Source organism: Sphingomonas sp. 28-62-20, assembly GCF_002281505.1.
Genome location: NZ_NCGH01000021.1, coordinates 14,816 through 38,705 on the forward strand (window position 1 = coordinate 14,816; position 23,890 = coordinate 38,705).

24 protein-coding genes are annotated in these 23,890 nt (G+C 61.1%); 5 read left to right on the top strand and 19 right to left on the bottom strand.

Going from position 1 to position 23,890, the window contains the following annotated elements; all coding sequences use genetic code 11:
- The first annotated feature begins 185 nt into the window (after positions 1-185).
- Together B7Y43_RS15635 and lptG are read left to right on the top strand one after the other, a co-directional pair.
- Positions 186-1,361, top strand: coding sequence for an LptF/LptG family permease (locus tag B7Y43_RS15635; RefSeq protein ID WP_374132605.1), 1,176 nt, complete (start codon positions 186-188; stop codon positions 1,359-1,361).
- A complete protein-coding gene (lptG, locus tag B7Y43_RS15640) occupies positions 1,361-2,455 on the top strand; it encodes an LPS export ABC transporter permease LptG (protein WP_374132606.1) in 1,095 nt (364 codons plus the stop codon). The genes B7Y43_RS15635 and lptG overlap by 1 nt, the downstream gene beginning before the upstream one ends.
- 3 nt (positions 2,456-2,458) lie before the next feature.
- On the opposite strand, the gene B7Y43_RS15645 is transcribed toward lptG, so the two are convergent.
- Complete coding sequence (locus tag B7Y43_RS15645) at positions 2,459-3,568, bottom strand: fatty acid desaturase (RefSeq protein WP_374132607.1); 1,110 nt, start codon at positions 3,566-3,568, stop codon at positions 2,459-2,461.
- A 125-nt stretch (positions 3,569-3,693) separates the two neighbouring features.
- Between B7Y43_RS15645 and B7Y43_RS15650 the strand changes: the two genes are divergently transcribed.
- On the top strand, positions 3,694-4,851 hold the full coding sequence (locus B7Y43_RS15650) for an N-acetyltransferase (protein WP_374132608.1): 1,158 nt from the start codon (positions 3,694-3,696) through the stop codon (positions 4,849-4,851).
- Between the two features lie 57 nt (positions 4,852-4,908).
- On the opposite strand, the gene B7Y43_RS15655 is transcribed toward B7Y43_RS15650, so the two are convergent.
- From B7Y43_RS15655 to B7Y43_RS15690, 8 genes are all read right to left on the bottom strand, one after another.
- Positions 4,909-5,208 carry a hypothetical protein gene (locus B7Y43_RS15655; RefSeq protein WP_374132609.1) on the bottom strand — a complete coding sequence of 100 codons (300 nt, stop codon included), beginning with the start codon at positions 5,206-5,208 and terminating at the stop codon, positions 4,909-4,911.
- Between the two features lie 251 nt (positions 5,209-5,459).
- The gene (xth, locus tag B7Y43_RS15660) at positions 5,460-6,236 is read right to left on the bottom strand and encodes an exodeoxyribonuclease III (protein ID WP_374132610.1); all 777 of its coding nucleotides are present in this window, start codon (positions 6,234-6,236) and stop codon (positions 5,460-5,462) included.
- Between the two features lie 22 nt (positions 6,237-6,258).
- Entirely contained in the window at positions 6,259-6,606 is a 348-nt protein-coding gene (erpA, locus tag B7Y43_RS15665; protein ID WP_374132611.1) for an iron-sulfur cluster assembly accessory protein, read from the bottom strand.
- Positions 6,607-6,677: 71 nt separating this feature from the next.
- On the bottom strand, positions 6,678-7,865 hold the full coding sequence (locus B7Y43_RS15670; RefSeq protein ID WP_374132612.1) for a M23 family metallopeptidase: 1,188 nt from the start codon (positions 7,863-7,865) through the stop codon (positions 6,678-6,680).
- 281 nt (positions 7,866-8,146) lie between these two features.
- Positions 8,147-8,620, bottom strand: coding sequence for a peroxiredoxin (locus tag B7Y43_RS15675; RefSeq protein ID WP_374132613.1), 474 nt, complete (start codon positions 8,618-8,620; stop codon positions 8,147-8,149).
- Complete coding sequence (locus tag B7Y43_RS15680; RefSeq protein WP_374132614.1) at positions 8,601-11,345, bottom strand: glutamine-synthetase adenylyltransferase; 2,745 nt, start codon at positions 11,343-11,345, stop codon at positions 8,601-8,603. Before B7Y43_RS15680 ends, B7Y43_RS15675 begins: the two co-directional genes overlap by 20 nt.
- Positions 11,346-11,743: 398 nt before the next feature.
- The gene (locus B7Y43_RS15685; protein ID WP_374132615.1) at positions 11,744-12,391 is read right to left on the bottom strand and encodes a sigma-70 family RNA polymerase sigma factor; all 648 of its coding nucleotides are present in this window, start codon (positions 12,389-12,391) and stop codon (positions 11,744-11,746) included.
- 299 nt (positions 12,392-12,690) lie between these two features.
- Positions 12,691-13,494: a response regulator gene (locus B7Y43_RS15690; RefSeq protein ID WP_374132616.1), complete on the bottom strand. Its 804-nt coding sequence runs from the start codon at positions 13,492-13,494 to the stop codon at positions 12,691-12,693.
- 233 nt (positions 13,495-13,727) lie between these two features.
- On the opposite strand from B7Y43_RS15690, the gene B7Y43_RS15695 reads away from it, so the two are divergent.
- The gene (locus tag B7Y43_RS15695) at positions 13,728-13,892 is read left to right on the top strand and encodes a NepR family anti-sigma factor (RefSeq protein WP_374132617.1); all 165 of its coding nucleotides are present in this window, start codon (positions 13,728-13,730) and stop codon (positions 13,890-13,892) included.
- Between the two features lie 42 nt (positions 13,893-13,934).
- The gene (locus B7Y43_RS15700; RefSeq protein ID WP_374132618.1) at positions 13,935-15,518 is read left to right on the top strand and encodes a sensor histidine kinase; all 1,584 of its coding nucleotides are present in this window, start codon (positions 13,935-13,937) and stop codon (positions 15,516-15,518) included.
- Positions 15,519-15,882: 364 nt separating this feature from the next.
- Here the strand turns inward: B7Y43_RS15700 and tatC are convergent, their stop codons facing one another.
- The 10 genes from tatC to argS all read right to left on the bottom strand — a co-directional run bounded on the left by tatC (position 15,883) and on the right by argS (position 23,694).
- Positions 15,883-16,656: a twin-arginine translocase subunit TatC gene (gene tatC / locus B7Y43_RS15705; protein WP_374132619.1), complete on the bottom strand. Its 774-nt coding sequence runs from the start codon at positions 16,654-16,656 to the stop codon at positions 15,883-15,885.
- Entirely contained in the window at positions 16,653-17,063 is a 411-nt protein-coding gene (gene tatB, locus B7Y43_RS15710) for a Sec-independent protein translocase protein TatB (RefSeq protein ID WP_374132620.1), read from the bottom strand. Before tatB ends, tatC begins: the two co-directional genes overlap by 4 nt.
- A 46-nt stretch (positions 17,064-17,109) precedes the next feature.
- Positions 17,110-17,349 carry a Sec-independent protein translocase subunit TatA gene (locus B7Y43_RS15715; RefSeq protein WP_374132621.1) on the bottom strand — a complete coding sequence of 80 codons (240 nt, stop codon included), beginning with the start codon at positions 17,347-17,349 and terminating at the stop codon, positions 17,110-17,112.
- A 29-nt stretch (positions 17,350-17,378) separates the two neighbouring features.
- Entirely contained in the window at positions 17,379-17,954 is a 576-nt protein-coding gene (scpB, locus tag B7Y43_RS15720) for an SMC-Scp complex subunit ScpB (RefSeq protein WP_374132622.1), read from the bottom strand.
- Positions 17,951-18,724, bottom strand: coding sequence for a ScpA family protein (locus tag B7Y43_RS15725; protein ID WP_374132623.1), 774 nt, complete (start codon positions 18,722-18,724; stop codon positions 17,951-17,953). The genes scpB and B7Y43_RS15725 overlap by 4 nt, the downstream gene beginning before the upstream one ends.
- A 120-nt stretch (positions 18,725-18,844) precedes the next feature.
- Positions 18,845-19,141 (bottom strand): hypothetical protein, encoded by a 297-nt coding sequence (locus B7Y43_RS15730; RefSeq protein ID WP_374132624.1) that lies wholly within the window; start codon positions 19,139-19,141, stop codon positions 18,845-18,847.
- A 123-nt stretch (positions 19,142-19,264) separates the two neighbouring features.
- Positions 19,265-20,131, bottom strand: a complete 867-nt coding sequence (locus B7Y43_RS15735; RefSeq protein WP_374132625.1) for a hypothetical protein — start codon at positions 20,129-20,131, stop codon at positions 19,265-19,267.
- 83 nt (positions 20,132-20,214) lie between these two features.
- Entirely contained in the window at positions 20,215-21,222 is a 1,008-nt protein-coding gene (locus tag B7Y43_RS15740; protein ID WP_374132626.1) for a glycoside hydrolase family 3 N-terminal domain-containing protein, read from the bottom strand.
- Positions 21,223-21,238: 16 nt separating this feature from the next.
- Positions 21,239-21,967, bottom strand: coding sequence for an SPOR domain-containing protein (locus tag B7Y43_RS15745; RefSeq protein ID WP_374132627.1), 729 nt, complete (start codon positions 21,965-21,967; stop codon positions 21,239-21,241).
- The gene (gene argS, locus B7Y43_RS15750; RefSeq protein ID WP_374132628.1) at positions 21,967-23,694 is read right to left on the bottom strand and encodes an arginine--tRNA ligase; all 1,728 of its coding nucleotides are present in this window, start codon (positions 23,692-23,694) and stop codon (positions 21,967-21,969) included. Before argS ends, B7Y43_RS15745 begins: the two co-directional genes overlap by 1 nt.
- Positions 23,695-23,890 lie beyond the last annotated feature (196 nt).

Here is a 23,890-nt window from a genome sequence, read left to right on the forward strand (position 1 = left end):
GGTGCGCAATCGTATCAAGGTGATCATCGAAGCGGCTATGGCAAATCGTGTGCGCCATACATCGTCATGATTTGGCTGCTGACGGCGACGGAAATGCGCGATATAGCCGCGACGATCGGGATGGTCGCACCATCCCCAATCGCGTTTAGGTCGCCCAGCTTTTGTTAACGTCACTCGATCGCTACATGGCTCGTCTAATCGCGGTGCCGCTGCTCGCCAATCTCGTCATCGCGCTGATGTTGCTGGTGATCGATCGGATGCGCACGCTGTTCGCTTTTGTCGCGACAGAGGGCGGGCCGGTCAGCGTCGTCTGGGAAATGCTCGCCAATCTGGTCCCCGAATATCTCGGGCTTGGGATTCCTATCGGGCTGTTGCTCGGGGTGCTGCTCGCCTTTCGTCGGCTGGCGATCAGTTCGGAACTGGATGTGCTGCGCGCCGTGGGCATCAGCTATACCCGGCTGCTCAAGGTGCCCTATATGATCACCTTTGCCCTGGCGCTCCTGAACCTGGCTATTGTCGGCTATGTGCAGCCTTATGCGCGCTATGCCTATGAAGGGTTAAGCTTTGAATTGCGGACCGGCGCGCTCGGCGCGTCGATCAAGGTGGGCGAATTCACCACCTTTCCCAAGGGCGCAACAGTGCGGATCGAGCGCAGCGAAGATCAGGGCCGCAAGCTTTCCGGCATTTTTGTCCATGCCGATACGGCCAGGGGCGGCTGGACGGCGGTTACCGCAGCGAGCGGCCAGTTTTTGGCCACCGACAATCCTGACGAGATTATCTTCCGGCTGACCAACGGTACGCTGATCAATAATGAACCGGGCTTTTCCGCACCTGGCGTGCTGAGTTTCACGTCGCATGACTTGCCGATTCCGCTCCCCAAATCCGAAAGCTTCCGTACCCGTGGTGGTCGGAACGTGGAACTGACATTGCCCGAACTGGCCCGGATCGGGCGCGATCCCGGCAGCCCGTTGATGCTGCGCGAAACGAGCCGTTCCGCTTTCCATTTCCGCTTGGTGGAAGTGGCGACGATGTTCCTGTTGCCGCTGCTCGCCCTGGCTTTAGGCGTGCCGCCGAAACGATCGTCATCGGCGCTGGGGGTGTTTATCGCGATCGTGATGATCGTGACCTATCACAAGGTGAACGAATATGCGGAATCGGTTGGCGGGCTGGGCCTGATCGATCCTTTCATTGCTCTTTGGGTTCCGTTTGTCGTGTTCGCGGCGCTGGTGTTCTGGATGTATTATCAGATCGCTTTTGTGCCCGGCGGCCAGCCGATCAGCGCGCTTGAACGCACCGCGTCGTCGCTCGCCAAGGCGATCAGCCAGCGGATGCCCGGCATGCGCAAGCAGAAGGATGCCTGATGCAGGCGAAATTCTTCCCCTCGCGCACCGTGGCACTCTATATGGCGCGCCTGTTCGTCGTGCGCACCTTTGCGATCCTGGCCGCGCTGGTCATCGTGCTTCAGACGCTCGATTTGCTAAGTGAGAGCGGTCGGATTCTGGCCGTCCCCAGCAATGGCAATGCCGAAATTCTGCGTTATGTCGGCTTTCGGACACCGCAGATTATTGGCCTTTTTCTGCCGTTTTCCGTGCTGCTCAGCACGATCCTGACGCTCAGCATGCTCAACCAGAACAGCGAAGTCATCGCGCTAAAGGCATCGGGGTTATCGGCGCATCAGGTGCTGGCGCCGCTGATCCTGACCGGCTTCGTCATCGCCATCATTTCGTTTGCCTTTAACGATCGCGTCGTCTCGCGCGCGACCGCGACCCTCAATCGATGGCAAAAAGTGGAATATGCCGCCTTGCCCATCGATCGCGGTGACCGGACGAATGTATGGGTGCGCGACGGCGACGACCTGATCAATGTCCGCTCGGCCCGGGGCAAGGGCAATGCCGTGACGCTTAGCGATGTGACGCTCTATGATCGTCAGGAGGGCAATTTGATCGGCGTCATCCGCGCGGCCAAGGGCGGTCGCATTGTCGGCGGCTGGCAAATCGATAACGCGATCCGCTTCGACGTTGCCACCGGCACATCGCGCAAGCTGGGCAACATTATCGTCGCTCGCGGGGTGCGGCCGGACCAGTTCACCCTGACGACCGTCGATCCCAATGGCCTATCTTTTGGCGCGCTGTGGAACGCGATCAACGATCTGCGCGATGCCGGCAGGCCGACCAAGGCGCTGGAGGGATCGCTCTGGCACAAGATTTCCGGGCCGCTATCGGCCGTGCTGATGCCGTTGCTTGGGGCCGTAGCCGCCTTTGGCATTGCGCGATCGGGCAAGCTCTTCATCCGCGCCGTGATCGCCATGGCGCTGGGCTTTGCCTATTTCGTGTCGGAAAACTTCGCGATCACGATGGGCGACCTTGGTGCCTATCCGCCGCTATTGGCGGCCTGGGCGCCCTTTATTTTGTTCCTGCTGATCGGCGAACTGGTTCTGGTCCGGTCCGAGGAATAGGGCTCAGGCAGCCGGGCGGGCGCGCATCGTGCTGATGACGATCTTGCGGACCAGCCCCGGCAAGCCAGGATAATTGGCGCGGTGATAGGGCGAATTGGCATCCAGCGCGCCCGCCAGGCGACGATGTGCCTCGCCAAGCGCGTGATAGGGCAGGCTGGGCAGCAAATGGTGGAGTGCGTGATAGCGCAGACCGACCGGTGCCCATAAAGCTGGCAGCAACGCTGGCGGCGGCACGTTCACGCTGTCGAGATACTGCGCCGTTACCGTCATCGCTTCCCCTTCATTTTCCCAAAGATGCGCGACCAGCGTGCGCACCTGGTTGAGAACGGCAACGCCTGAGGCGATCGCCATGAAGATCAGAAACCCGCGCAAGGGCACGATGCCTGCGGCAACGCTGCCCAGCAGGGCGATCGCAAACACGCTGCACCCGGCGGCCTGCCAGCGCCATTGGCGCAACAATGCGCCCTCTGGCGCGCGGCGTTCAAAAGCCGGGTTGATCGACAGGGCCGACAGTCGCCCAATCACAATTGTGCGGATCTTCGGCGAGATCGCGGCAAGCGGGCTCAGCACGGCAAAGCGGAACAGCAGCGCCACCGGTGCCACCAACGAAGCCATGATGAACAATGGCAAAGACCATGGCTTCATCAACGCAAGCGGCAGATATTCGGGATCTTCAGCAGTGCCATAGCGCGTGCGAGCATGGTGAAGCGTGTGCACCCCTTCATAAGTGAAGGACGGCACCATCAGCGGCAAGCCAATCAGCAGATTCCAGCCAAAGCGGAACCAGGGCACGGCACTGTGCTTGATATGTGTCAGTTCATGGATGAAGCTGCCGGCGCGGTACAAGGCCAGCACTGCGACGACACCCGCCAACACTGCCCAGCCGGGCGACGCGAGCAGGATGGCGGCGGCCAGCGCCGCATAGCCAATGCCCGCGGACAGCAGCAAATCGGTCCAATAAATGATCGGCTTGGGCGGATTCAGATCGCGCGTTAGCTCAACAGCGGCGCGTAGCATCGCCATATCATCGGCGATCCGGTCGCGCGGCGCGGCGGCTACGCGCGAGGTGGTCAGGTCAGCGTCGCGCTGGTCAAGGGAAATGGTGGAGGTCATGATGTCGGCCATTGCCCAAAGATAGTGGCAGCATGGTGGCGAAACCAGAGGGGGGGCGCGGCATCGCTTGACACTGGCGCGCGAACAACGGACTGCACGCGCTTCGTCGCAAGAGAGGCCCTATCGTGGCAAGCCAACCCCTCGCCGTCCGCCCTGTCAGCACCCCGGCCGATCGCAAGGCGTTTATCAACGTCGCCTATCTGCTCAACCGTGATGACCCGAACTGGGTGGCCCCGCTCCGCAGCGAAGTTGCCGGCACAATCGATCCTAAGAAAAATGCCTGGTTCAGCCATGCCCATGGCCAGTTGTTCATCGCCACGCGCGGCGGCGAACCGGTCGGCAGGATCTCAGCGCATGTTGATACGCTGGCGCTGGAAATGCCAGCCGAAAAGGGTTTCGGCCCCGGCACGGGTTTTTGGGGGATGTTCGACGCGGCCGATGCCAACACCGCCAAGGCGCTGATCAACACCGCTGAGGATTGGCTCCGCAACCAAGGCATGATCCGCGCGATCGGCCCAGTCAGCCTGTCGATCTGGGAAGAACCCGGCCTGCTAATCAAAGGCCATGATCATCCGCCGACCGTGATGATGGGCCATCACCCGACCAAATATCAGGGCTGGATCGAAGCAGCAGGCTATCTGCCCATCAAACAGCTAATGACCTATGAACTTGATATTTCTGTTGAGTTTCCGCCCATCGTCAACCGGATCATAGCATCGGGTGAAAAGAATCCGCGCATCCGCATCCGCCCCGTCGACAAGAAGAACTTTGAGGCAGAGGCTGAATTGATCCTCGCCATTCTCAACGATGCATGGTCGGACAATTGGGGCTTTATTCCGCTGACGCAGCCGGAAATCGCCGATGTCGGCAAGAAGCTGAAGCCAATCGTCTTCGAAGATCTCATCCAGATCGCCGAACTGGACGGCGAACCGGTTGCCTTCATGATCACCCTTCCCGATTTGAACGAGGCGATCGCCCCGCTCAACGGATCGCTTTTCCCCTTTGGCTGGGCCAAGCTGTTATTGTGGCTGCGCAAGCCACAGGTGCGCACGATGCGCGTCCCGCTAATGGGGGTCGTCAAGCGGCTGCAATCGTCGCGCATGGCCAGCCAGCTGGCCTTTATGATGATCGAATATATCCGCCGCGCGTCGGTGAAGAATTACGGGGCAAGCCGCGGGGAGATCGGCTGGATCCTTGATGACAATCAGGGCATGCGATCGATCGCCGAAACGATCAACAGCCACGTCAACCGCATCTACCAACTCTACGCCCGGCAGCTTTAGGCAAAACGGCATGACCGGGCGACGGCATGGCCATCGCCCGGCGACCTGATCAAGCGATCAATCCTTGCTGGGATGATCGACATCCACGCCCATCTCGGCCCATTCTGCGCGCGTCCGGCAGAACCGGCGGGGGATGCGCGACCCGGTAATTTCAGTGGAGGCACAATAACGACGCGTGTTGGCAGCTGGATTAGCTGCAGGCGGCGTCGGTGCCGGTGCGGGATCAGCGAGTGACGGTTGGGCAGGATCGGGCTGAGGGCCTGCCGCCATTGCCGGCGATGCGGCCAATGCGGCAGCAAGCAAGCCACCAGCCAATACGGGACCAAAAGCTTTCGAGAGCGAAGAACGAACGAGCATAAAAACCTCCAGGGAACCAACACGGCGTTCATCTGCGCCGCCCCCAAGCCTCTGCATCGTTCGTGCCAACATTAATAATTGTTTAATATCAGTTAGTTAATATATTGCGTATTATCGTATTACATCACTAGATCACTGAAGAATGGTGAATAATACCAGATGTTGGCAAAGATCGACATTTAGCCCGCCTGGCCAGCGCCTCAGCCCGGCCGATCACGCCACACCAGGATGCGCACCGCCGCGCGCCCTCCTCAGTTCGGCTGCAGCGTGACCCAGGTCGGCGCGTGATCGCTGGCCTTTTCGCGGCCACGATAGGCCTTGTCGACCCCGGCATCGATCAGCCAGTCAGCCGCTTGCGGACTGAGCAACAAATGATCGATCCTAAAGCCCGCATCGCGCTGCCAGGCACCGGCCTGGTAGTCCCAAAAAGTCCACACGCCACCCCGCGGATGGCGGGTGCGTAACGCGTCTGTCCAGCCCTGGGCGACCAGCGCGCGAAACCCGGCGCGGCTTTCCGGCTGCATCAGCGCATCGCTTGCCATGGCGGGCACCGAATAGGTGTCATCGTCATTAGGGATGACATTATAGTCCCCCGCCAGCACAACCGGCCGCTCCGCCGCCAGCAAGGCCAGCGCACGCGCACGCAGTCGATCGATCCAGCGCAGCTTGTAATCGAATTTGGGGCCCGGCTGGGGATTGCCATTGGGCAAGTAGATCGACGCGACAATCAGCCCAGCGACATCAACCTCAAGATAGCGGCTGTGATCATCCTCTGTTTCGCCCGCCAGCCCGCGCTGCCGTTCGACTGGATCGACGCCCTTGGCAAGCACGGCCACGCCATTAAAAGCCTTTTGCCCATGCCAGACGGCCCCATAGCCGGCCGCACGGATATCCGCTTCCGGAAAGGTCTCGTCGCTCGACTTGAGTTCTTGCAGGCAAACGATATCGGGCGCCTGTTCGGTCAGATACTCGATCAGCCGTGGCAGCCGCGCCTTGATGCCATTGACGTTATAAGTGACGATTTTCATCAGATCGGCTGATCAGCGGCGATCAGATCGCGAAGCTGGAACCGCAGCCACATCCTGATGCGGCCTGGGGGTTTTCCACGCGAAACGCCGTGCCGCCCAGCGTCTCGACAAAATCAACCGAACAGCCGCGGACCAGATCAAGGCTGACCGAATCGACAACGAGCTTAACGCCATCGCGTTCAGCAACGCTGTCATCGCCCTCAACGCCGTCCGCGAGGCCAAATTTATACTGGAAGCCCGAACAGCCACCGCCATCGACGGACAGCCGCAATATCGCCGGCTTGCCCTGTTTGGCCGCAATCGCCGCAACGCGCGCGGCGGCCGAATCGGTGATGGTTACGGCTGAAGCGCCGCTCTGCTGGTCAGTCATCGTCATCCTACGCAGATAAGCGCTTGGCGGCACCACGGCAACCGGCCAGCGACGCCTTTGTAAGCGACGGCTTATTCAGCGACTTTTGGTCCACCAATGGCAGGCTTTGCCGTCAACGCCCGATCCTGCACCGACCGCAGGAAATCGGCTGACTGCATGAACGGCATCGGATTCACCGCCTGGCCATCGATCCGCACTTCATAATGAAGATGGCTGCCCGTCGAGCGACCCGTTGACCCCATCAGCGCGATCAACTGGCCACGCACCACGCGCGTGTTCGGCAGGACCAACAGCTTCGACAAATGGCCATAGCGTGTGGCGATGCCGCGACCATGATCGACTTCGACCATATTGCCATACCCACCGGAACGCTCCGAACGCGAAACAATGCCGTCAGCGGTCGCATAAACCGGCGTGCCAACCGCGCCTGGAATATCTACCCCGGCATGCATCGCCGCCACACCCCGGAAGGGATCGCTGCGTACGCCATAATTGCTGGTGAAGCTAACGCGCGTGACCGGTTGCGCCGATGGGATCGCGATCACGCCGCGCTCAAGCGAATCAAGCTTCTTCCAGGTCATGAACAGCGACCGGAACTGCTTATCCGCTTCGACATCGGCGACTTCGGCGCCTGCTTCAACAGGCTCAAACGGACCGCCCATTGATACATTGCGCTGCAGGAAGCGTTCGGGCGCAATACCCAGTCGGCGGACCTGGTTGGCGGCAAGGTTGTAGCGCGCCTCGGCCAGTGCACGGGCCTTTACAGCCATCGCCAGTTGCCGCTCCTCAACCCGCTTGAACGGGGCGATAACATCGGCAGCGACGGCTGCTGTCTTGGCATCAATCGTCGGCGTGGTGAGCGCCAGTTTGGTGCCCTTTTTGCCTTCCAACACGGCGACGATCAGCGCCTGGCGCTGCTCAACACGGGCGGCATGAACTTCGGCGGCATATTTCACGGCGGCCAGATTGGCCTGCATCTTGACCAGCTTGGTTTGCAGCTGAGCCATTTTCACTTCGGGTGATGCCGGTGTTTGAAGCACGCCGCTGATCTGCACTGCAGTAATCGCGGCATGGGCAACGCCATAAGCGGAAAAGCAAAGGGTAACCCCCGCTACCCCTGCCAATGCCGCCTGCGTATTCCCACCAATGCTGAACCGGCGCAGATCGCGTCCGTCGTGAAAAATGAAGTCACGCGTTTTAAATTGGCTCCGGACCTGCGCAATGCGGTCCGCAATCGAAATCGTCGTCTTCTTGACCATGAATCCCCGGCGATCTGATTGCCGGTGCCATCATCATGACACCCGCGTATCGCGCTCACGGCCCCTCCGCAGCGTCGATGCCCGGTCTTCGCAACCAAGACCGGTATCAGCAATAGCTGGCGGTCCGTGTTGGGTTGGAACGAAGGCGACTCACGGCGAAACGTTAAAAGCGCGCCGAATTATGGATCAATTCGGGATTTCACGCGTTTGAACCTGCGATGGCCCTATGCCCGAATCACCCCTGTTCGCGCGATTCGGTGAAAATTCGGTGAAAAAACCGCTCAACCCAGCGCGCGGACGGCCTCAAGCACATCGACCGCATGGCCAGGCACCTTCACTCGCCGCCAACTGCGCACCAGATTGCCCTGCGCATCGAACAGGAAGGTCGACCGGTCGATCCCCATATAGGTTTTGCCGTACATGCTCTTTTGCACCCACACGCCAAAAGCCTCCATAGCGGCATCGTCCTCATCGGTCGCGAGCGGGACGGTAAGATCATATTTATCGATGAATTTCTGATGCTTGATCGGGGGATCTTTAGACACGCCGAGAACAGCGGTGCTGAGCGAGCCGAATTCCTTCAGATGCTGGCTGAAATCCTGCGCTTCGCGCGTGCAGCCCGATGTATCGTCCTTGGGATAGAAATACAGCACGAAGGGCGCACCGACATAGCTCCGCAAATTGACCTTGCCGCCGCTTGATGTGGTCAGCTCGATATCCGGGATCTTGTCCCCTTCAACCAACGCCATGATCATCTTCCCCTATGCTTGGATGGTGCGATTCCCAATGCTGCATGCTCAGTCGAGTCCAGCTGGCGCGCACCTCCTGCCGCGTCGCTTCGAGCAGCGCAACCACCTCATCCCAATCCTGCAGCGCGAGTGCCCGAACGATCAACGTTCTCGTTGCTGGGCCGGGCGGTTGCATATCGGGCGCGACCAGCCGGATTGTCACCAGCAATCGGGTCAAAAAATCATGCGCGGCCCGCAGCGCGCGCGGCACCAGGCCAGCACCGGCAAGCTGGTCGATCGCGGTGCCAAGGTCCGATGAAAACCCAATCCGGTGGCTGAGCTGGGTGAGGTGCACCGCAAATTCCAGGTCGACAAGGCCCCCCGGCAACAGCTTCGCATCGAGCGGACCGACCGGCGGTTTGTGCATCGCCATATCACGCCGCATCGTCACGGCGTCAGCCACAAGATCCCGATCGGGTCGGGCACCACCCAGCACTGCAGCGACGATGTCATCAACCTCTGCGCGCCCTGCCAGCGATCCAAAAATCGCCCGGGCACGGGTCAGCGCCATATGTTCCCAGGTCCAGGCGCTTTCCTGCTGATAGCGCGCAAACCCGATCGTAGACACGACCAGCGGCCCCTGATCACCCGATGGCCGCAGCCGGGTATCAATCTCATAAAGCGGCCCAGCGGCGGTCGGCACCGACAGCGCAGCACTCACACGTTGTGCAAGCCGATTATAATAAAGCACTGCACTTAAGGGTTTTTTGCCATCAGATTCGGCGCGATAATCGCCGGTGAACAGATAGATGAGATCGAGATCAGAGGCATGAGTCAGCAACCCGCCACCCATGCGACCAAGCGCCATGATCACCAGTTCACTGTCGGGCACGCGGCCATGCGCAATCGCAAATTCGTCAATTGTTGCCCGCACGATGACGTCGATCGCTGCTTCGGCAACGCGCGCATAGCCGGCCGCAACGGCCAGCGGATCGCTGACCCCGGCCACAATCTGCGCGCCCAGGGCAAAGCGCTTTTCGCCAACCACGCGCCGGGCATAATCAAGCAACGCCTGATAATCCGTGCCCTCGCGCGGCGCGATCTGGGCGATCAAGGTCGGCACGTCGCCGACGGGATCCAGCGCGGTTGAATCGATCAGCCCATCCAACAGTTCCGGACGCCGGCCAAGCGCCTCGGCAAGCGGCGGCGCATGGCTTAGAATCGCACCCAACAGGCGCGTGAGCGCTGGTTGCGCCTCTAACAGCCGGAAGAAATTGATCGCGCTCGATAGCCGCGCCAGGATATGGTCGAGCCGGATGATCGCGCCTGCTGGATCGGGCGCTTGTCCCAGTCCATCGACGAGCCCAGGCAGCACCGCTTCTAACGCCTGACGCGCCGGCCCGCTGCGCAGCGCCGGATAGGCGCCCGCCCGCCAACTTTCGATGCGTTCGCGCGCCACCGGTGCGGCCACGTCGTCAAAGCCGGCCGTGATCAGCGCCGCCAGCAACCGCGATGAATCGCCCGGTAGTGCATCGCCCGAATCGGGTTCGATGCCGTCATAGATCACCCCAACCCGCTCGACATGCGGCTGGAGCAGCGCCAACAACGCCTGCTGATCGGGCAAACCGTGCAGCTTCGCGAACGACTCAAGCGCGGATCCGGTTGGCAGGTGGTGCGTCTGGCGATCATCGACCATTTGCGCGCGGTGCTCGATCGTGCGGAGCAGCGTATAGGCAGCGCTCAGCGTCTCTGCCTCGCTCGCTGCAATCCAGCCGCCATCCGCAAGCCGGTCAAGTGCATCGCGGGTTGCGGCAGCGCGCACCGCCGGATTGCGGCCGCCATGGATCATCTGATGAATCTGCGCGAAAAATTCGACCTCGCGGATGCCGCCCCTGCCCCGCTTCAGATCATAACCTGGGCCGAATTCCTGCCCCTGCGCGTGATGATCGCGGATCCGCCGCGAAATTCCCCGAATCTCGCCGATTGCGCCGAAATCCAATGCGCGCCGCCAGACAAAGGGCTGAACGGTTTCAAGAAATCGCTGCCCCATCACCACATCACCCGCCGCCGCCCGCGCCCGGATAAACGCCGCACGCTCCCAGGGCAGCGCCTGCGATTCATAATAAGCAATGGCCGGTTCCACGCCGAGCACGATCGGCGTGATTTCCGGCGAGGGTCGCAGCCGCAAGTCGACCCGCAACACATACCCATCAGCATCGCGTGTTTGCAGCAGTTCGATCACGCGCCGTCCGATGCGAACGGCGGCGTCGTCGGGGATTTCACGCGGTCGGCACGGCAAACTGGCGGGATCGAACAACAGGATGGGATCAATATCAGACGAATAATTCAGCTCATGACTGCCCTGTTTGCCGAGTGCGATGGCGGCAAAGCCAATCGCCGGTGCCCCTGGCGTCCGTTCCTCGATCGCGGCGCGAATGGCGGCATCAAGCGCATAATCGGCAAAGTCGGAAAGCGCGCGCGTCACCGCCGTCAAATCATAGTGCCCGGCCAGATCGCCGATCGCGACCAGCAAGGCCAGGCGCCGCCGTTCGATCCGCAACCGCTGGCCAACCGGCATCGCGTCATCGGCAATTCGGATCGACAAGGGGCCAGGTAGCCCCCCGCCGACGATGCAATCGACCAGCGCCTGCTCACGATCGATCAGCTGGGCCAGGAAGGGCGCATGCGAATGGGCACGCGCAATCGCCTCGCGAAGACCCCGGCTATCGGACGGTGAGGCTGTGATATTCATGCAACGCCCGCCAATTTCGGCTGCCGGCAATGGCCGTCAGCGGCAACAATATGCCCGCTAAGCCGTTATACCAGGCATGTCGATCCATTCGCCCCATGGAAGCGAACCGCTCCCGCACTCCCCGTTTGCTGTCGAAGCGCCGCGTCCGCAGGACGATATCGGCCTTGCCCTGGGCAGCGCCTTTCCCAGCACCGGGTCGGTACCAGCCGACATGATGGCGATGCTCGCTAAACTCGATTGCGTCGGAAAAGGCCGCTCAGGCTCCGGCTAGGCCGTACTATTGTTGTCGATTGTATGTCGGCAGCTCACCACGCTCCCCTGCGCTTTCGCTATACAGCCCACTCCACCGGATACGGCATTCGCGTTCATCCTAGGGTGCAAACCGCTCTCGCCAGTAGTCAGCCAAGTCGGTCTCTGCTCAATTCATCGACATCGTTCATGATCGTTTCCAGCACGGTACGCCCTGGCGGATTGCTGTGCGTGCGGCGCGAGGGGAGCGAGCCATCGGTCAGCAATGTTTCAAGCGCCACGCGCCCGCGCGCCACCCGGCTCTTGATCGTGCCCACCGCAACGCCACAAATCTCTGCTGCTTCTTCATATGCAAACCCGCCCGCGCCGACCAGAATCAATGCTTCGCGCTGCGGCTGGGGCAAGTGCAGCAGCGCGCGCTGCATATCGCCGAGCTCAACCTGCTTGTCCTGCGCAGCGGGTGCGGCCAAAATCCGGTCCGCAACCAGATCGTCCCACTCACCGCGAAAGCGCGATCGGCGCATTTGCGACAGGTAGAGATTGCGCAGGATGATAAACGTCCAGGCACGCATGTTCGTGCCCGCCTGAAAGCGAGATCGCGCGGCCCAAGCCTTGAGCAACGTTTCCTGGACCAGATCATCAGCAAGATCCCGGCTTCCGGAAACCGATCGGCCAAATGCGCGAAGATGCGGGATCACTTGGGCAAGCTGCGCCTTGAATTCGGCATCGGGCAGCGCAATCCGTTCTTCCGGCGGTGGCGGAGGCGCATCAGCGTCAAGCTCCTGGCGAGCGGTCATGCGATTCCGTCCCCGTGCGCAAAAGGACAGCGCCCGGCCGCCTGGCCACAGCAAAAACAATCGGGAAGGCAATGAAAATTGCACATCCGCATTGGCGACGTTCCCCTCAACATGCCGGGCTCAACGCATGAACAGCGCAGCGAAAACAAGGATGATCAACACCAGCGAAACGCCCAGCACGATGCGCACCCCCTGGGGCGATGCACCTCTGCTTGCCGCCTGCTCGCTGATGTGAATCGGTTCTTGGTGATCATCCATACCGCTTCAACACACGAAACCCGTTTTGGGTCCGTATCGTTTTATTCGGCAGGCAAGGTCGCTTCATCAAAGAACAAAGCCTGGGCAATCGCCGCCTTGACGGTGGAACGCTGGAAAGGCTTGGTGATCAGGAATGTCGGCTCGGGCCGCTCGCCGGTCAGCAGCCGTTCGGGGAAGGCGGTGATAAAAATCACCGGGACCGCAAACTGCGCCAAAATATCTTTGACGGCATCGATGCCAGAGCTGTCATCCGCCAGCTGAATATCGGCAAGCACAAGCCCCGGCCGATCTTCCATCGCCAGGGCCACCGCCTCGTCCCGCGTTACCGCCACCCCGGTCACATCATGCCCCAGATCGCGCACGATCGTCTCAATATCCATGGCGATGATCGGCTCATCTTCGATAATCAGCACCCGCGCCCGCGTCTGCTTTTCGATCTCGCTAAGGGCATCGCCGACCAGCGACTCAAGCGTCGCTGAATCAGTACCGATCAGAAAGGCGGCATCTTCGGGGGTGAATCCCTCCATCGCCGTCAGCAGCAGCGCCTGACGCGACAACGGCGTCATCCGGGCCATGCGGGCGCGGGCAATGCTTTCGGGATCGCTGCCGGAAACAGCAACGGCTTCCTCGCGGCCCGCCACATTGGCTGATGACCAAATCGCCTGAAATGTCCGATACAGCGCAAGACGCGGATCGATATCCCGCGGAAATTCTTCTGGGGCCGCGACAATCGCCTCAAGCGTGGCGCGGACATAGTGATCGCCGTGCGACTGGCTGCCGCTCAAGGCGCGCCCATAACGGCGCAGAAACGGGAGATGCGGAGCAAGCTGTTGTCCAAGCGACATAATTGGCGAAATCTCCCTGCGTGACTGCTCCCCCTATGTGCTGGCGGCAGCCCCTTGTTACAATCGTCGGCACGGCTAAGACAAAATAGATTTGTAATTTCGCACCGCAGGCGGAACAATCGAGCGGCTATTTGGTTTCATGTCTCTGTGGCGATTACACAGAATTTACGGGCAGGCTGCCAACACAGCTATCCGCCTGCCCAATAACATGAAGATTTTTTAGGGGTTTTTCGTTGGTTTCTGATCATGAGACGTCGAAGAATGCACCTCCCCAGCGCGCCACCAAATCGCGCGGCGGTGACCAGGAGATGGGCGAGGCATTACGCTCTGTGTATCAGCAGACGATCGACGAGCAGATTCCGCCGGAGATGCTCGATCTGCTGGGTAAGCTCGAATAGCGCCAGGGAATGGATTCCCTAGCCAGCGCCGACGGGCCCAGAATGCGGCGATGGATGGTGTGGCTGACGCAGTTGCCCACGGGCGCCAAGCTTTTCCTGATCCTTAGCGCTGCGCTTCTCCCGCTGGCGCTGATCGCGTTGTTCGCGGCACGCCAGACCAGTGAAATCGCGAATGCCCAATTGGAGTCGCGCACCCGTGCGGCCGCGAATGAGGGCGCGCACGCGCTCGAAATCGAACTCGCCGGCGATATGACTGCCCTGCGGGTGGCGCTCAACGCGCTTGATCAGGATGGCGAGGACGTCCCCAGCTGCGCCCGCGCCCAGGGGATTTTTGCTGAACAACTCGCCAAGGGAGCGCGCTTCACCATCGTCGCCAATGACGGGCGGGTGCTGTGCGGCACCACGGCGCAAATTGCTCTTCCCATCACCATTCCCGATCGCCCCGGTTTGATCGCTGCGGCGATTGGTCCTGACACCGGGCTCTTGCTGGCCATGGGCGCGCCGAGCGGCATGTTGAGCGCCAAGGCGGTGTTCCCCATTACGATGTTGGCACAGATCGCCCGCCCAGCCGGTTTCATGCCGCCCTATGCAGCGGCGCTGATCCACGAGCGACAACGGCTGCAACTGCAGCCACTCCCCGAATTGACGCCGCTCGACCGCACCGAATCGGCCTCCCGCCCACTGAGTATCAGCGGGCTGACCTTCGAAATCACCCTGCGCAGCGCGCCGATTACGTCGGCGATGGTTGTGGCGATGCTGCTGCCGGTGATGATGTGGGCGGCGGCGGCGGGTATTGGCTGGTTTGTGGTCGATCGGCTGCTAATCAGGCCGTTGCGGCAACTGCGGACGCTGGTCGCGGACTATCAGCCGGGCGAGGTGCTCGATATCGGCCTGGCGCGATCAATGCCGGCGCAGGAGATCCGCGATCTTGGCGAGACGTTTCGCACGATTACCGACACCGTCGCCGCCCATGAAGCCGATTTGGCCCAAGGGTTAGTCCGCCAGACCAAATTGACTCGCGAAGTGCACCATCGCGTTAAAAACAACCTGCAAGTCATCTCCAGCCTAATCAATTTCCACGCCCGTGGGGCCAAATCTGCCGAAGCGACCGCAGCCTATGCCTCCATCCAGCGTCGCGTAGACGCGCTGGCGGTGGTCCATCGCAATCATTTTGCGGAGATGGAAGAAACGCGCGGCGTCAGCTTGCGGTCAGTGATTGGCGATCTTGCCTCCAATATCCGCGCCACCGCGCCAGAAAGCACCGGCCTGTCGATTCTGCTCGATCTCGACAGCTATCTAAGCACGCAGGACGTCGCGACCGCGGTTGCGTTTCTGCTCACCGAAATCATCGAACTGGCCATGATGGCCCATCATGATCCAGCACTCAGAATTTCGCTGAAGCCCGCGACCGATACGGTAGAAACCGGATCGACCGTGGGCAGTGCCCGGGCGCTGCTGCGGATCAGCTCGCCCGCGTTGGTCGATACGCCAAAGCTGCAAACCGAATTATCAGAACGCTATGGCCGCGTCATCGAAGGTCTGTCGCGCCAGCTCCGGTCCCGGCTCCACCACGATCCCCTGGTCGGTGCCTATGAGATCCCGATCGCGATCACAGGCCTGGATTAGCGCGGCGTGGGCTACAGCAACGTGCGTTAAATCTGCACCACCTCCGTTCGGCCTGAGCGAAGTCGAAGGCCAAGCGGTGCGCCCTGTGCTTCGACTTCGCTCAGCACGAATAAACGCACGCTGCTCTAACAAAACTGGAACCCCTTGGCTTGCAGGCGCAATACAAAGCCAGCCACACCTAAAAATCTTTGCAGAACGGGAACCGACAATGGCGTTCGTCGTTTATAGATTCGGATAGTGAAACAAGCCCCCCCGCTCTCGCTATCCAATAACTGGACCCGGACGCGCCCCCTCCCCCCCCCCGGTGGCACGTCCGGGTCTTAATTTTTTAAGCGAAAGCGAAAGACGCTAGCGCCGCTACCCGTCACTCGACGGGGTCAGCCGCAGGCTTGCGCCGCTTTTCGGTGATCCAGATACCGATGATCGCAACCTCATACAGGATGACCAACGGAATCGCGAGCAACAGCTGCGATCCGATATCGGGCGGGGTGAGCACTGCTGCGACCCCGAACGCTGCGACAATTGCATAGCGCCGTGCCGCGATCAGCTGTTTGCGCGTCACGATCCCGGCGCGCTCAAGCAGCATCAGCAGGATTGGCAACAGGAAGGATAGGCCGAAACCGAACAGAAACTGCATAATGAACGACAGATAATTGTCGATCGCCGGTAACGCCTCGCGCTCTACCCCACCGATACTGCCCTGGAAGCCAAGGAGAAAATGCAGCGCCATCGGCACGGCGATATAATAGGCCATCGCCGCGCCAAGCGTGAACAGCACCGGCGTCGCGAACAAAAACGGCAACAGCGCCCGCTTTTCCTTGGTGTACAGCCCCGGCGCGACAAACTGCCATAGCTGGTTGGCGATAATCGGAAACGAAACCATCGTGGCCGCGAAAAACGCCACCTTGATCTGCACAAAAAACGCTTCGAACAATTGGGTATAGATCACCCGGTGCTGCCCGGCCTTGAGCAAGGGCTGGAGCAGAAAGCCAAAAATCGGCTCTGAAAAATAGAAACAGACGCCAAAGGCAATCGCCACTGCGATGGCGCAATAAATCAGCCGACGACGCAATTCGATGAGATGATCGAGCAGCGGCGCGCGCGACTGATCAATCTCGTCAAGCACTTCAGCGTTCATGGCGTTGCGCTCGGTGGTGTCGCGGCAGCCAGAGGCACGCCCTCTGCGGCAGCAATCTCTTCATCGGTCAGCGCGGGCGGCGCGGGGTGATGCAGCACTGGCTGTTCAGTCATTGCAGGTTCGCCCTCCCCGTCGAGCATGACGCTCGACAGCGTGGGTTGATCGGGGACGGCGGGATATTCGCGCATGATCCGCGCATTCTCGGCTGCCCAGCGCTCTTCCATTTCCTTGAGCTCGGCTTCGCGGACCATCGTATCAAAGCCCGCGCGGAACTGCCCCATTACACCGCGCGCCTTGCCCACCCATTGGCCGACAAAGCGCATCGCCTTGGGCAAATCCTTGGGGCCGATCACCACCAGCGCAACAAGCGCCAGCAGCATCAGCTCGGACGGGTCAACGTTAAACATCAATCAGATCCGGCAACGAAATGGCAGCGATCATGCAAACGCCGGATCAGCGGTCGTCGCGCGCACGTTCAGGCGCTGGATCAAGCACGACATCGGCATCGCGCTTGGCATCAATCCGGCTCGGTGCAGCCTTAGTGGCCGCTTCATCTTCCTCGGCCATGCCCTTTTTGAAATTCTTGATGCCCTTGGCCACATCGCCCATCATGTTCGAGAAGCGACCGCCCCCGAGCACCAAGATAGCGATCACACCGAACACCAGCCAATGCATCAGGCTGAAACTACCCATTACGCGTCTCCTTCAGGATAGTTGCCTATCTAGGCTTCTTCCTCGCCATTTGCCACCTCATGCTGATCAAATGCCAAATCAACTGGATCGAGCAATCCAGCCGCGCGCAAATCCTCAATCCCGGGCAGGTCACGGCGGCTTGCCAGCCCGAAATGGGCGAGAAATTCTGGGGTGGTTGCATAAGTGAGTGGGCGGCCCGGCACTTCCCGTCGCCCGGCTGGCCGCGCCCAGCCCGCCTCCATCAGCACGTCGATCGTCCCCTTGGAGATTTGCACGCCTCGGATTGCTTCAATTTCGGCACGCGTGACGGGTTCATGATAGGCAATGATCGCGAGCGTTTCGATCGCAGCCCGGCTCAGGCGGCGCGGTTCCTCCCGGTCGCGACGGAGCAGATGCGCCATGTCGGGCGCGGTTTCGAAATGCCAGCGATCGCCGCGCCGAACCAAGCCGATGCCGCGCCCGGCATAATCCGCCTCAATCTCGGCCAGGGCAGCGCGGACATCGCCCTCACCGGCATGGGCGCGCAACTGGTCGATCGTCATCGGCGCTTCTGCGGCGAATAACACCGCTTCAATCGCGCGGACGAAATCGTCGGGCGGATTCATGCCGGTCGCCGCAGATAGAGCGGGGCAAAGGCGGATTTCTGGCGCAGCTCGACCCGCCCCTGCCGGGCAAGCTCCAGTGAGGCGAGGAAACTCGACGCCAGCGCCGATTTACGAAACGCCCCGTCCGCCTGGGGCGGCAGAAATGCCTCGATCGTCGTCCATTCAATCTGTTCGCCTAGCAACCGCGCGACGCGCTCCAGCGCGGCTTCAAGCGTCATCACCGGGCGATTGGCGACAATGTGCATCACCGGGCGCGTGCGCGCGCTGACCCGGCCATAAGCCGCGATCAGATCATAGATTTCGGCCTGCCACCGCGCCTTGCGCACCGTCTGCAAGCCTTCGGGCGCGCCCCGCCGGAAGACATCGCGCCCCAGCCGGTCGCGCGCCATCAGCCGCGCGCCGCTTTCACGCATCGCGTTCAGCCGCTCCAGCCGCAATTGCAGCCGCAGCGCCAGTTCCTCGGGCGATGGCTCCACCTCCGGATCGCGCGGCAACAGCAGCGCCGATTTCAGATAAGCAAGCCATGCCGCCATCACCAAATAATCGGCCGCCAGCTCAAGCTTCAGCGATCGCGCAGCATCGACATAAGCGAGATATTGATCGACCAAGGCGAGGATCGACAGCGCTCGCAAATCCACCTTCTGGTTGCGCGCGAGCGCCAGCAACAGATCCAGCGGCCCTTCCCAGCCATCGATATCAACCGTCAGGACATCAGGCGGCGATGGCGGCGTCGCTTGGTCGGGATCAGCAGGGATTGGCGGCGTGGACATCCGGTATTCTGGGGCTCTTCTGCGCATCCGGGCGAGGACCGTCCGGCGTGGAGCCTCTGGGTTAGGACCAATCACCGCATCTCGACAAGCACCAAGCGCGGGCGAAGTCCGTCCACCGCGTCAGATCGGCGAGCGCGCCGCCCGATCACCCGCCAGCGTTCTGGCCGATGGCAAGGCGACCGACGTGCCGAAGATCAGCATCATCAATCCGCCAAATATTTTGTCGCCCTCAACGACACCGGTGATGCTCGCCAGCATCAGCACTAGCCCGGCCAACGTCATCGCGACCGATCCGATGCGGAAGCTGCGCTTGCCACCCGATTGGCGCGCCAGCATCGCGCCGCCCAAAATGCCTACCAAGCCTATCGCTGCCAACAGGCCAACTGCAATTGTGATCAATGACCCAAAAGTCATCATGAACTCCCATCGTGCAAGGACATGCCTTCCTTACATGATGTCATGTACACCTTACTTGCCGAGATGTCAATTCAGGTCTGGATTCGGCCCATCCGCACACAGGCTGCTGATCGGTTCGATGCCTCAGCGCTTAGCGAAGAAGCGCGCCAAAAGGCCGGTTTTGGCGGGCTGCACGTCCTCTTCGACCGCCGTCGCCAGCTTGCGCCGCAGCTCGACCACCGAAAAACCTGCAGATCCGCTTGCGCCATACTCCGCCACCGCAACCGGCTGTAAGATTGGCATCGGGGCAATCGCATCATCAGCCCACCCAAAATCCACCGGCGCGACAAGCGGCCGATCGGGGACGATCACCGATTCCAGATCAGGCCCGCAATTCGTTGCGCCGACCAGAACAACCACCGAGTGATCAAGCCCCATCCGCGCCATTTCGCGGTGCACCAGCTGGTGGAATTGAACCGCGCGCCACCAATCCGCCAGGAACAGCGCATTACTTGCCTGCGAGCCGGGCTCGGGCGGATCATCGCGCGCCCTTTCCTCTTCGATCATGCCGTGGAGCAGGGCCATCCCCTCCACGCTCAACAGGGCTGCGCCGATTGCCTCGCCAGACCCTGGTCGAAAGCCGCCGTCTTGGATCGCCGCGACGATCTCGCTTTGCGATGCAGTCGAAAGCGGGAAATCGTCATCCCGGTGGCCCGTGATTTGGACACGGGGCTCGCCGGTTATCGGATCAAGGCCAGCAGTCATACTGATGCGGATCGCCGAAAGATCAGCCCAATGCGGTGCGCCCAGACTGGTGTTCAATTCTTCCCAGCCGTTTAGTCGAAGCACCTCAAGCGGCATGGTGCCGCATACGTCCCACAATTCGGGTGATATCGCCGCAATATCCCGGCTCAGCCGCTCCGCTGCCGCTTCGGCTTGCCCCTGGCGGACCAGATCAGCAATGGCATGACCATAGCCCTGTTGCCCTTCCGGGCCAAAAACGTCATCCATCGCCCGCATGGCCTCGCCGTTCGCTAATCAATCAGCAGCGAGTATATCTGCGCGATCGTAAAAATTTTGCTTACCGATCAATGTCACGCCACCGCCAATAGCGCATCCCGCTTGGCGATTAGCGCGGCCACATCGCCTTCGGGCGCCTGGCCAGCAATTGTTGCCATCGCCCGATCAAGCCGATCGCGGGAAATTTGCGGCATATCGCTGATCAGGTTGGCGATCTCCGTCATCTCGTCCATCCGCCCCCAACAATCGAGGACGATGTCGCAACCGGCAGCAAGTGCCCCCACCGCCTTTTCGCCTGCGGTGCCCGCAAGTGCCTTCATGTCGATGTCGTCGGTCATCAACAGCCCGTCAAAGCCGATCCGTCCGCGGATGATGTCGTTGACGATGATCGGCGACAGTGTTGCCGGGCGGGCCGCGTCCCATGCCTCAAACACGATATGCGATGTCATCCCCATCGGCGCATCGCTAAGCGCGCGAAACGGCTCCAGATCGATTTCGAGCGCCGCGTCGCTCGCGGTGACCGTCGGCAAATGATAATGGGTGTCGACAATCGCCCGGCCATGGCCCGGCATATGCTTCATCACGCCAACCACGCCGCCCCGGCGCAGTCCTTCAATGATCGCACGCCCCATCGCCGCGACCCGCATGGGTTCACTGCCCAGCGCGCGGGTGGCGATCGCTGGGGTGGTATCAGGCTGGCAGACATCGAGCAGCGGCAAGCAATCGACATTGATGCCGACTTCGGCAAGCATCAGCGCAATCGCCTGCGCATTGGTGCGCGCCGCCTCGATCGCTGACATCGGCGCAGTCTCATAGAGCGCATCAAAGGCGGGACCAGCCGGAAAGGCAGGCCATTCGGGCGGCCCCATCCGGGCGACCCGGCCGCCTTCCTGATCAATCAGGATCGGCACATCATCGCGACCCGACAGCGCACGCAATTCGCTGGTCAGCGCCAGCAGCTGCGGCCTGGTCGCGACGTTGCGCTTGAACAGGATATAGCCCGCCGGATCGGCATCGCGAAAAAAGGCGCGCTCATCGGCGGTGAGGGAGAGCCCGGAGAGCCCGTAAATGACTGGTTTCATGCCCGCTCAGGCTAGCCTAGTTGCGGGCGACGAAACAAGCCTCCCCCGCAATCCGCAGCTTGGCGCAAAGTTCATTCGCCTGGGTCGCGCTGCCGGCATTGACGCGCAACCGGTAGACCGTCTTGCTGCCAACCTTTGCCCGCTGCACCGATTTGCCGAGCGGGGCGAGATAGCTGAACCTTTTGCTGGCCTTGGTCCAGGCGGCGTTGGCCGATGCATCATCCGGGAAGGAACCGAGCTGGACCACGGCACCCCCCGCTGCGACCGGCGGCGATTCTACCGCCTTGGGCATGGCCCCTGGCGCCGGCGCCTTTAGCGTTCCGGCTGACGGCGGCACCATGGCTGGCCCCGCCGTGGCAGTGGGTTTGGCGGGAGTAGTCGATGCCTTTGGCATCGGCGCTTCGGGCACGGCTTTCAGATCGATCGAGGCATTACCGTCGCTTTTGCCTTCGCTGGTTGCAAAGGCGGTGTCGCCCTCCCCTTCAACCTTCATGCCGCCGGGTGAATCGGGCTTTACCTTATAGTTGCCCTCAGCCGCTGCAATCAGCTCGCCAGTTCCTTTGACGAGATTGCTGTGCTGATACCAGTAAATGCCATAGATTGCCGCCGCGATCAGCCCCAGGCCGATCAGCACGAACAAGCCAATCCGCACGATTGACGGGCTATCCCGATAGTCTTCGTCAACGGTTTCCAGCCAGGGCAGCCGGTCTTCGTCGCGAATGTCATAATCGCCAGCGGTCGCCATCAATTCATCTCCTGAACCGCCTCGACACCCATGATGCCCAGGCCGCTACGAATAATCTGTCCTATCGCATCAGCGAGGAAAAGTCGCGCACAGCTAAGCACAGCATTATCTACAATTAGGAAACGCCGATCGGGGCGATCATTGCCGACATTCCATGTCGCATGAAAAAGCGCTGCCAGATCATAGAGATAAAAGGCGATCCGGTGCGGCTCGCGCGCCGCCGCCGCTGTCTCGACGATCCGGGGGAATTGTGCGGCGAGCTTCACCAGCACCAGCTCTTCTGTATCAAGTTGGGACAGATCGGCCGTCCCACACACGATTCCCGCCTCTGCGGCCCGCCGATGCAGCGACGCGATTCGGGCATGGGCGTACTGGACATAAAAAACCGGATTGTCTTTCGATGCCTCCACCACCTTGGCGAAATCAAAGTCCATCTGCGCATCTGACTTGCGCGTCAGCATGGTGAAACGGACGACATCTTTGCCGACTTCGTCCACGACATCAGCGAGCGTGACGAAATTGCCGGAGCGCTTTGACATTTTGACCGGTTCACCCGCGCGCAGCAGCCGCACCATCTGCACCAGCCGGACGTCGAATTTCTTCTCGCCATTGGTCAGCGCTTGCACCGCCGCGACGATCCGCTTGACCGTGCCGGCATGGTCCGCCCCCCAAATGTCGATCATCTCATCGGCGGCTTGCGATTTTTGGTAATGATAGGCGAGATCGGCCCCGAAATAGGTCCATTGCCCAGTCGATTTGCGGATCGGCCGGTCCTGATCGTCGCCAAATTGCGTCGACCGGAATAGCGGCAGCACGACTGGCTCCCAATCCTCAGGCGTTTCACCTTTCGGCGCTTCTAGGACGCCATCATAGATCAGGCCGCGCGACCGGAGCTCAGCCTCGGCCGCCTCGGGCTTTCCAGCCGCCTGCAATTCAGCCTCGGATGAAAACAGGTCGTGATGAATGCCAAGCTTGGCGAGATCGGCCCTGATCAGCACCAGCATTGCCGCCACCGCCTGTTTACGGAACAGCACCAGCCAGTCGCTCTCGGGCGCACCGACATACCGGTCGCCAAATTCCTGCGCCAATGCCTGGCCGATCGGGATCAGATAATCGCCAGGGTAGAATCCTTCCGGAATCTCGCCAATGTCTTCCCCCAGCGCCTCGCGGTAGCGCAGATGGGCTGACCGCGCGAGCGTATCGACCTGGCCACCAGCATCGTTGACATAATATTCGCGGATCACCTTATGCCCGGAAAATTCGAGCAAGCTGGCCAGCGCATCGCCTACCACCGCGCCCCGGCAATGCCCCATATGCATGGGCCCTGTCGGGTTGGCGGAGACATATTCGACATTGACCACAGATTTGCTTGCCGGTGTCGTGCGGCCATAGCCATCGCCCTGATCAATGATCGCGGCCAGTTCGCTGCGCCAGGTGGCATCGGTCAGCGTCATGTTGATGAAGCCAGGACCGGCAACGGCAACGCTCCCCACCTCGGGCAGCGCACGCAACTGCTCGGCGATCTTGTCGGCGAGCGCACGCGGGTTGGTGGCCGCCGGCTTGGCGAGCACCATCGCCGCATTGGTCGCCAGGTCGCCGTGGCTGGCGTCGCGCGGCGGCTCCACCGTCACGTTTCGCCGCTCCAGCCCACCCGGCAAGTCACCAGAGGCGACCAGTGCATCAAGGGCGGCATCGATATGCGCGGCAAACCGGTGGTAAAGCGTCATTGAGTGTTCCAATGCTTGGTAGGATGGCCCCGTTAGCGGATCGCGGCGTGCGGAGCAAAGGGGCTGGACTTGACACGCAAGCGCCATGCCGCGTCACTGCGGGGCGTTGTTCTCGTCAATCTTCCCGTCACCCCGGACTTGTTCCGGGGCCCACCGTGGTCAATAAACCGCAAGCGTTGCGTGGTCACCACGGTAA

What these genes read in the sequence shown, in the direction of transcription:
- xth (WP_374132610.1), bottom strand. Translation starts at nt 6,236, where the DNA reads ATGAAAATCGTCACTTATAACGTCAATGGCATCAAGGCGCGGCTGCCA.
- B7Y43_RS15655 (WP_374132609.1), bottom strand. Translation starts at nt 5,208, where the DNA reads ATGCTCGTTCGTTCTTCGCTCTCGAAAGCTTTTGGTCCCGTATTGGCT.
- B7Y43_RS15635 (WP_374132605.1), top strand. Translation starts at nt 186, where the DNA reads ATGGCTCGTCTAATCGCGGTGCCGCTGCTCGCCAATCTCGTCATCGCG.
- scpB (WP_374132622.1), bottom strand. Translation starts at nt 17,954, where the DNA reads ATGAATCCGCCCGACGATTTCGTCCGCGCGATTGAAGCGGTGTTATTC.
- erpA (WP_374132611.1), bottom strand. Translation starts at nt 6,606, where the DNA reads ATGACTGACCAGCAGAGCGGCGCTTCAGCCGTAACCATCACCGATTCG.
- B7Y43_RS15715 (WP_374132621.1), bottom strand. Translation starts at nt 17,349, where the DNA reads ATGGGTAGTTTCAGCCTGATGCATTGGCTGGTGTTCGGTGTGATCGCT.
- B7Y43_RS15675 (WP_374132613.1), bottom strand. Translation starts at nt 8,620, where the DNA reads ATGATCATGGCGTTGGTTGAAGGGGACAAGATCCCGGATATCGAGCTG.
- tatC (WP_374132619.1), bottom strand. Translation starts at nt 16,656, where the DNA reads ATGAACGCTGAAGTGCTTGACGAGATTGATCAGTCGCGCGCGCCGCTG.
- B7Y43_RS15745 (WP_374132627.1), bottom strand. Translation starts at nt 21,967, where the DNA reads ATGGCGACCGCTGGCGATTATGACATTCGCGACGAAGACCGGCTGCCC.
- B7Y43_RS15690 (WP_374132616.1), bottom strand. Translation starts at nt 13,494, where the DNA reads ATGTCGCTTGGACAACAGCTTGCTCCGCATCTCCCGTTTCTGCGCCGT.
- B7Y43_RS15730 (WP_374132624.1), bottom strand. Translation starts at nt 19,141, where the DNA reads ATGATGACTTTTGGGTCATTGATCACAATTGCAGTTGGCCTGTTGGCA.
- B7Y43_RS15735 (WP_374132625.1), bottom strand. Translation starts at nt 20,131, where the DNA reads ATGGATGACGTTTTTGGCCCGGAAGGGCAACAGGGCTATGGTCATGCC.
- B7Y43_RS15670 (WP_374132612.1), bottom strand. Translation starts at nt 7,865, where the DNA reads ATGGTCAAGAAGACGACGATTTCGATTGCGGACCGCATTGCGCAGGTC.
- B7Y43_RS15685 (WP_374132615.1), bottom strand. Translation starts at nt 12,391, where the DNA reads ATGACCGCTCGCCAGGAGCTTGACGCTGATGCGCCTCCGCCACCGCCG.
- B7Y43_RS15740 (WP_374132626.1), bottom strand. Translation starts at nt 21,222, where the DNA reads ATGAAACCAGTCATTTACGGGCTCTCCGGGCTCTCCCTCACCGCCGAT.
- lptG (WP_374132606.1), top strand. Translation starts at nt 1,361, where the DNA reads ATGCAGGCGAAATTCTTCCCCTCGCGCACCGTGGCACTCTATATGGCG.
- B7Y43_RS15645 (WP_374132607.1), bottom strand. Translation starts at nt 3,568, where the DNA reads ATGACCTCCACCATTTCCCTTGACCAGCGCGACGCTGACCTGACCACC.
- B7Y43_RS15700 (WP_374132618.1), top strand. Translation starts at nt 13,935, where the DNA reads ATGCGGCGATGGATGGTGTGGCTGACGCAGTTGCCCACGGGCGCCAAG.
- B7Y43_RS15680 (WP_374132614.1), bottom strand. Translation starts at nt 11,345, where the DNA reads ATGAATATCACAGCCTCACCGTCCGATAGCCGGGGTCTTCGCGAGGCG.
- argS (WP_374132628.1), bottom strand. Translation starts at nt 23,694, where the DNA reads ATGACGCTTTACCACCGGTTTGCCGCGCATATCGATGCCGCCCTTGAT.
- B7Y43_RS15725 (WP_374132623.1), bottom strand. Translation starts at nt 18,724, where the DNA reads ATGTCCACGCCGCCAATCCCTGCTGATCCCGACCAAGCGACGCCGCCA.
- tatB (WP_374132620.1), bottom strand. Translation starts at nt 17,063, where the DNA reads ATGTTTAACGTTGACCCGTCCGAGCTGATGCTGCTGGCGCTTGTTGCG.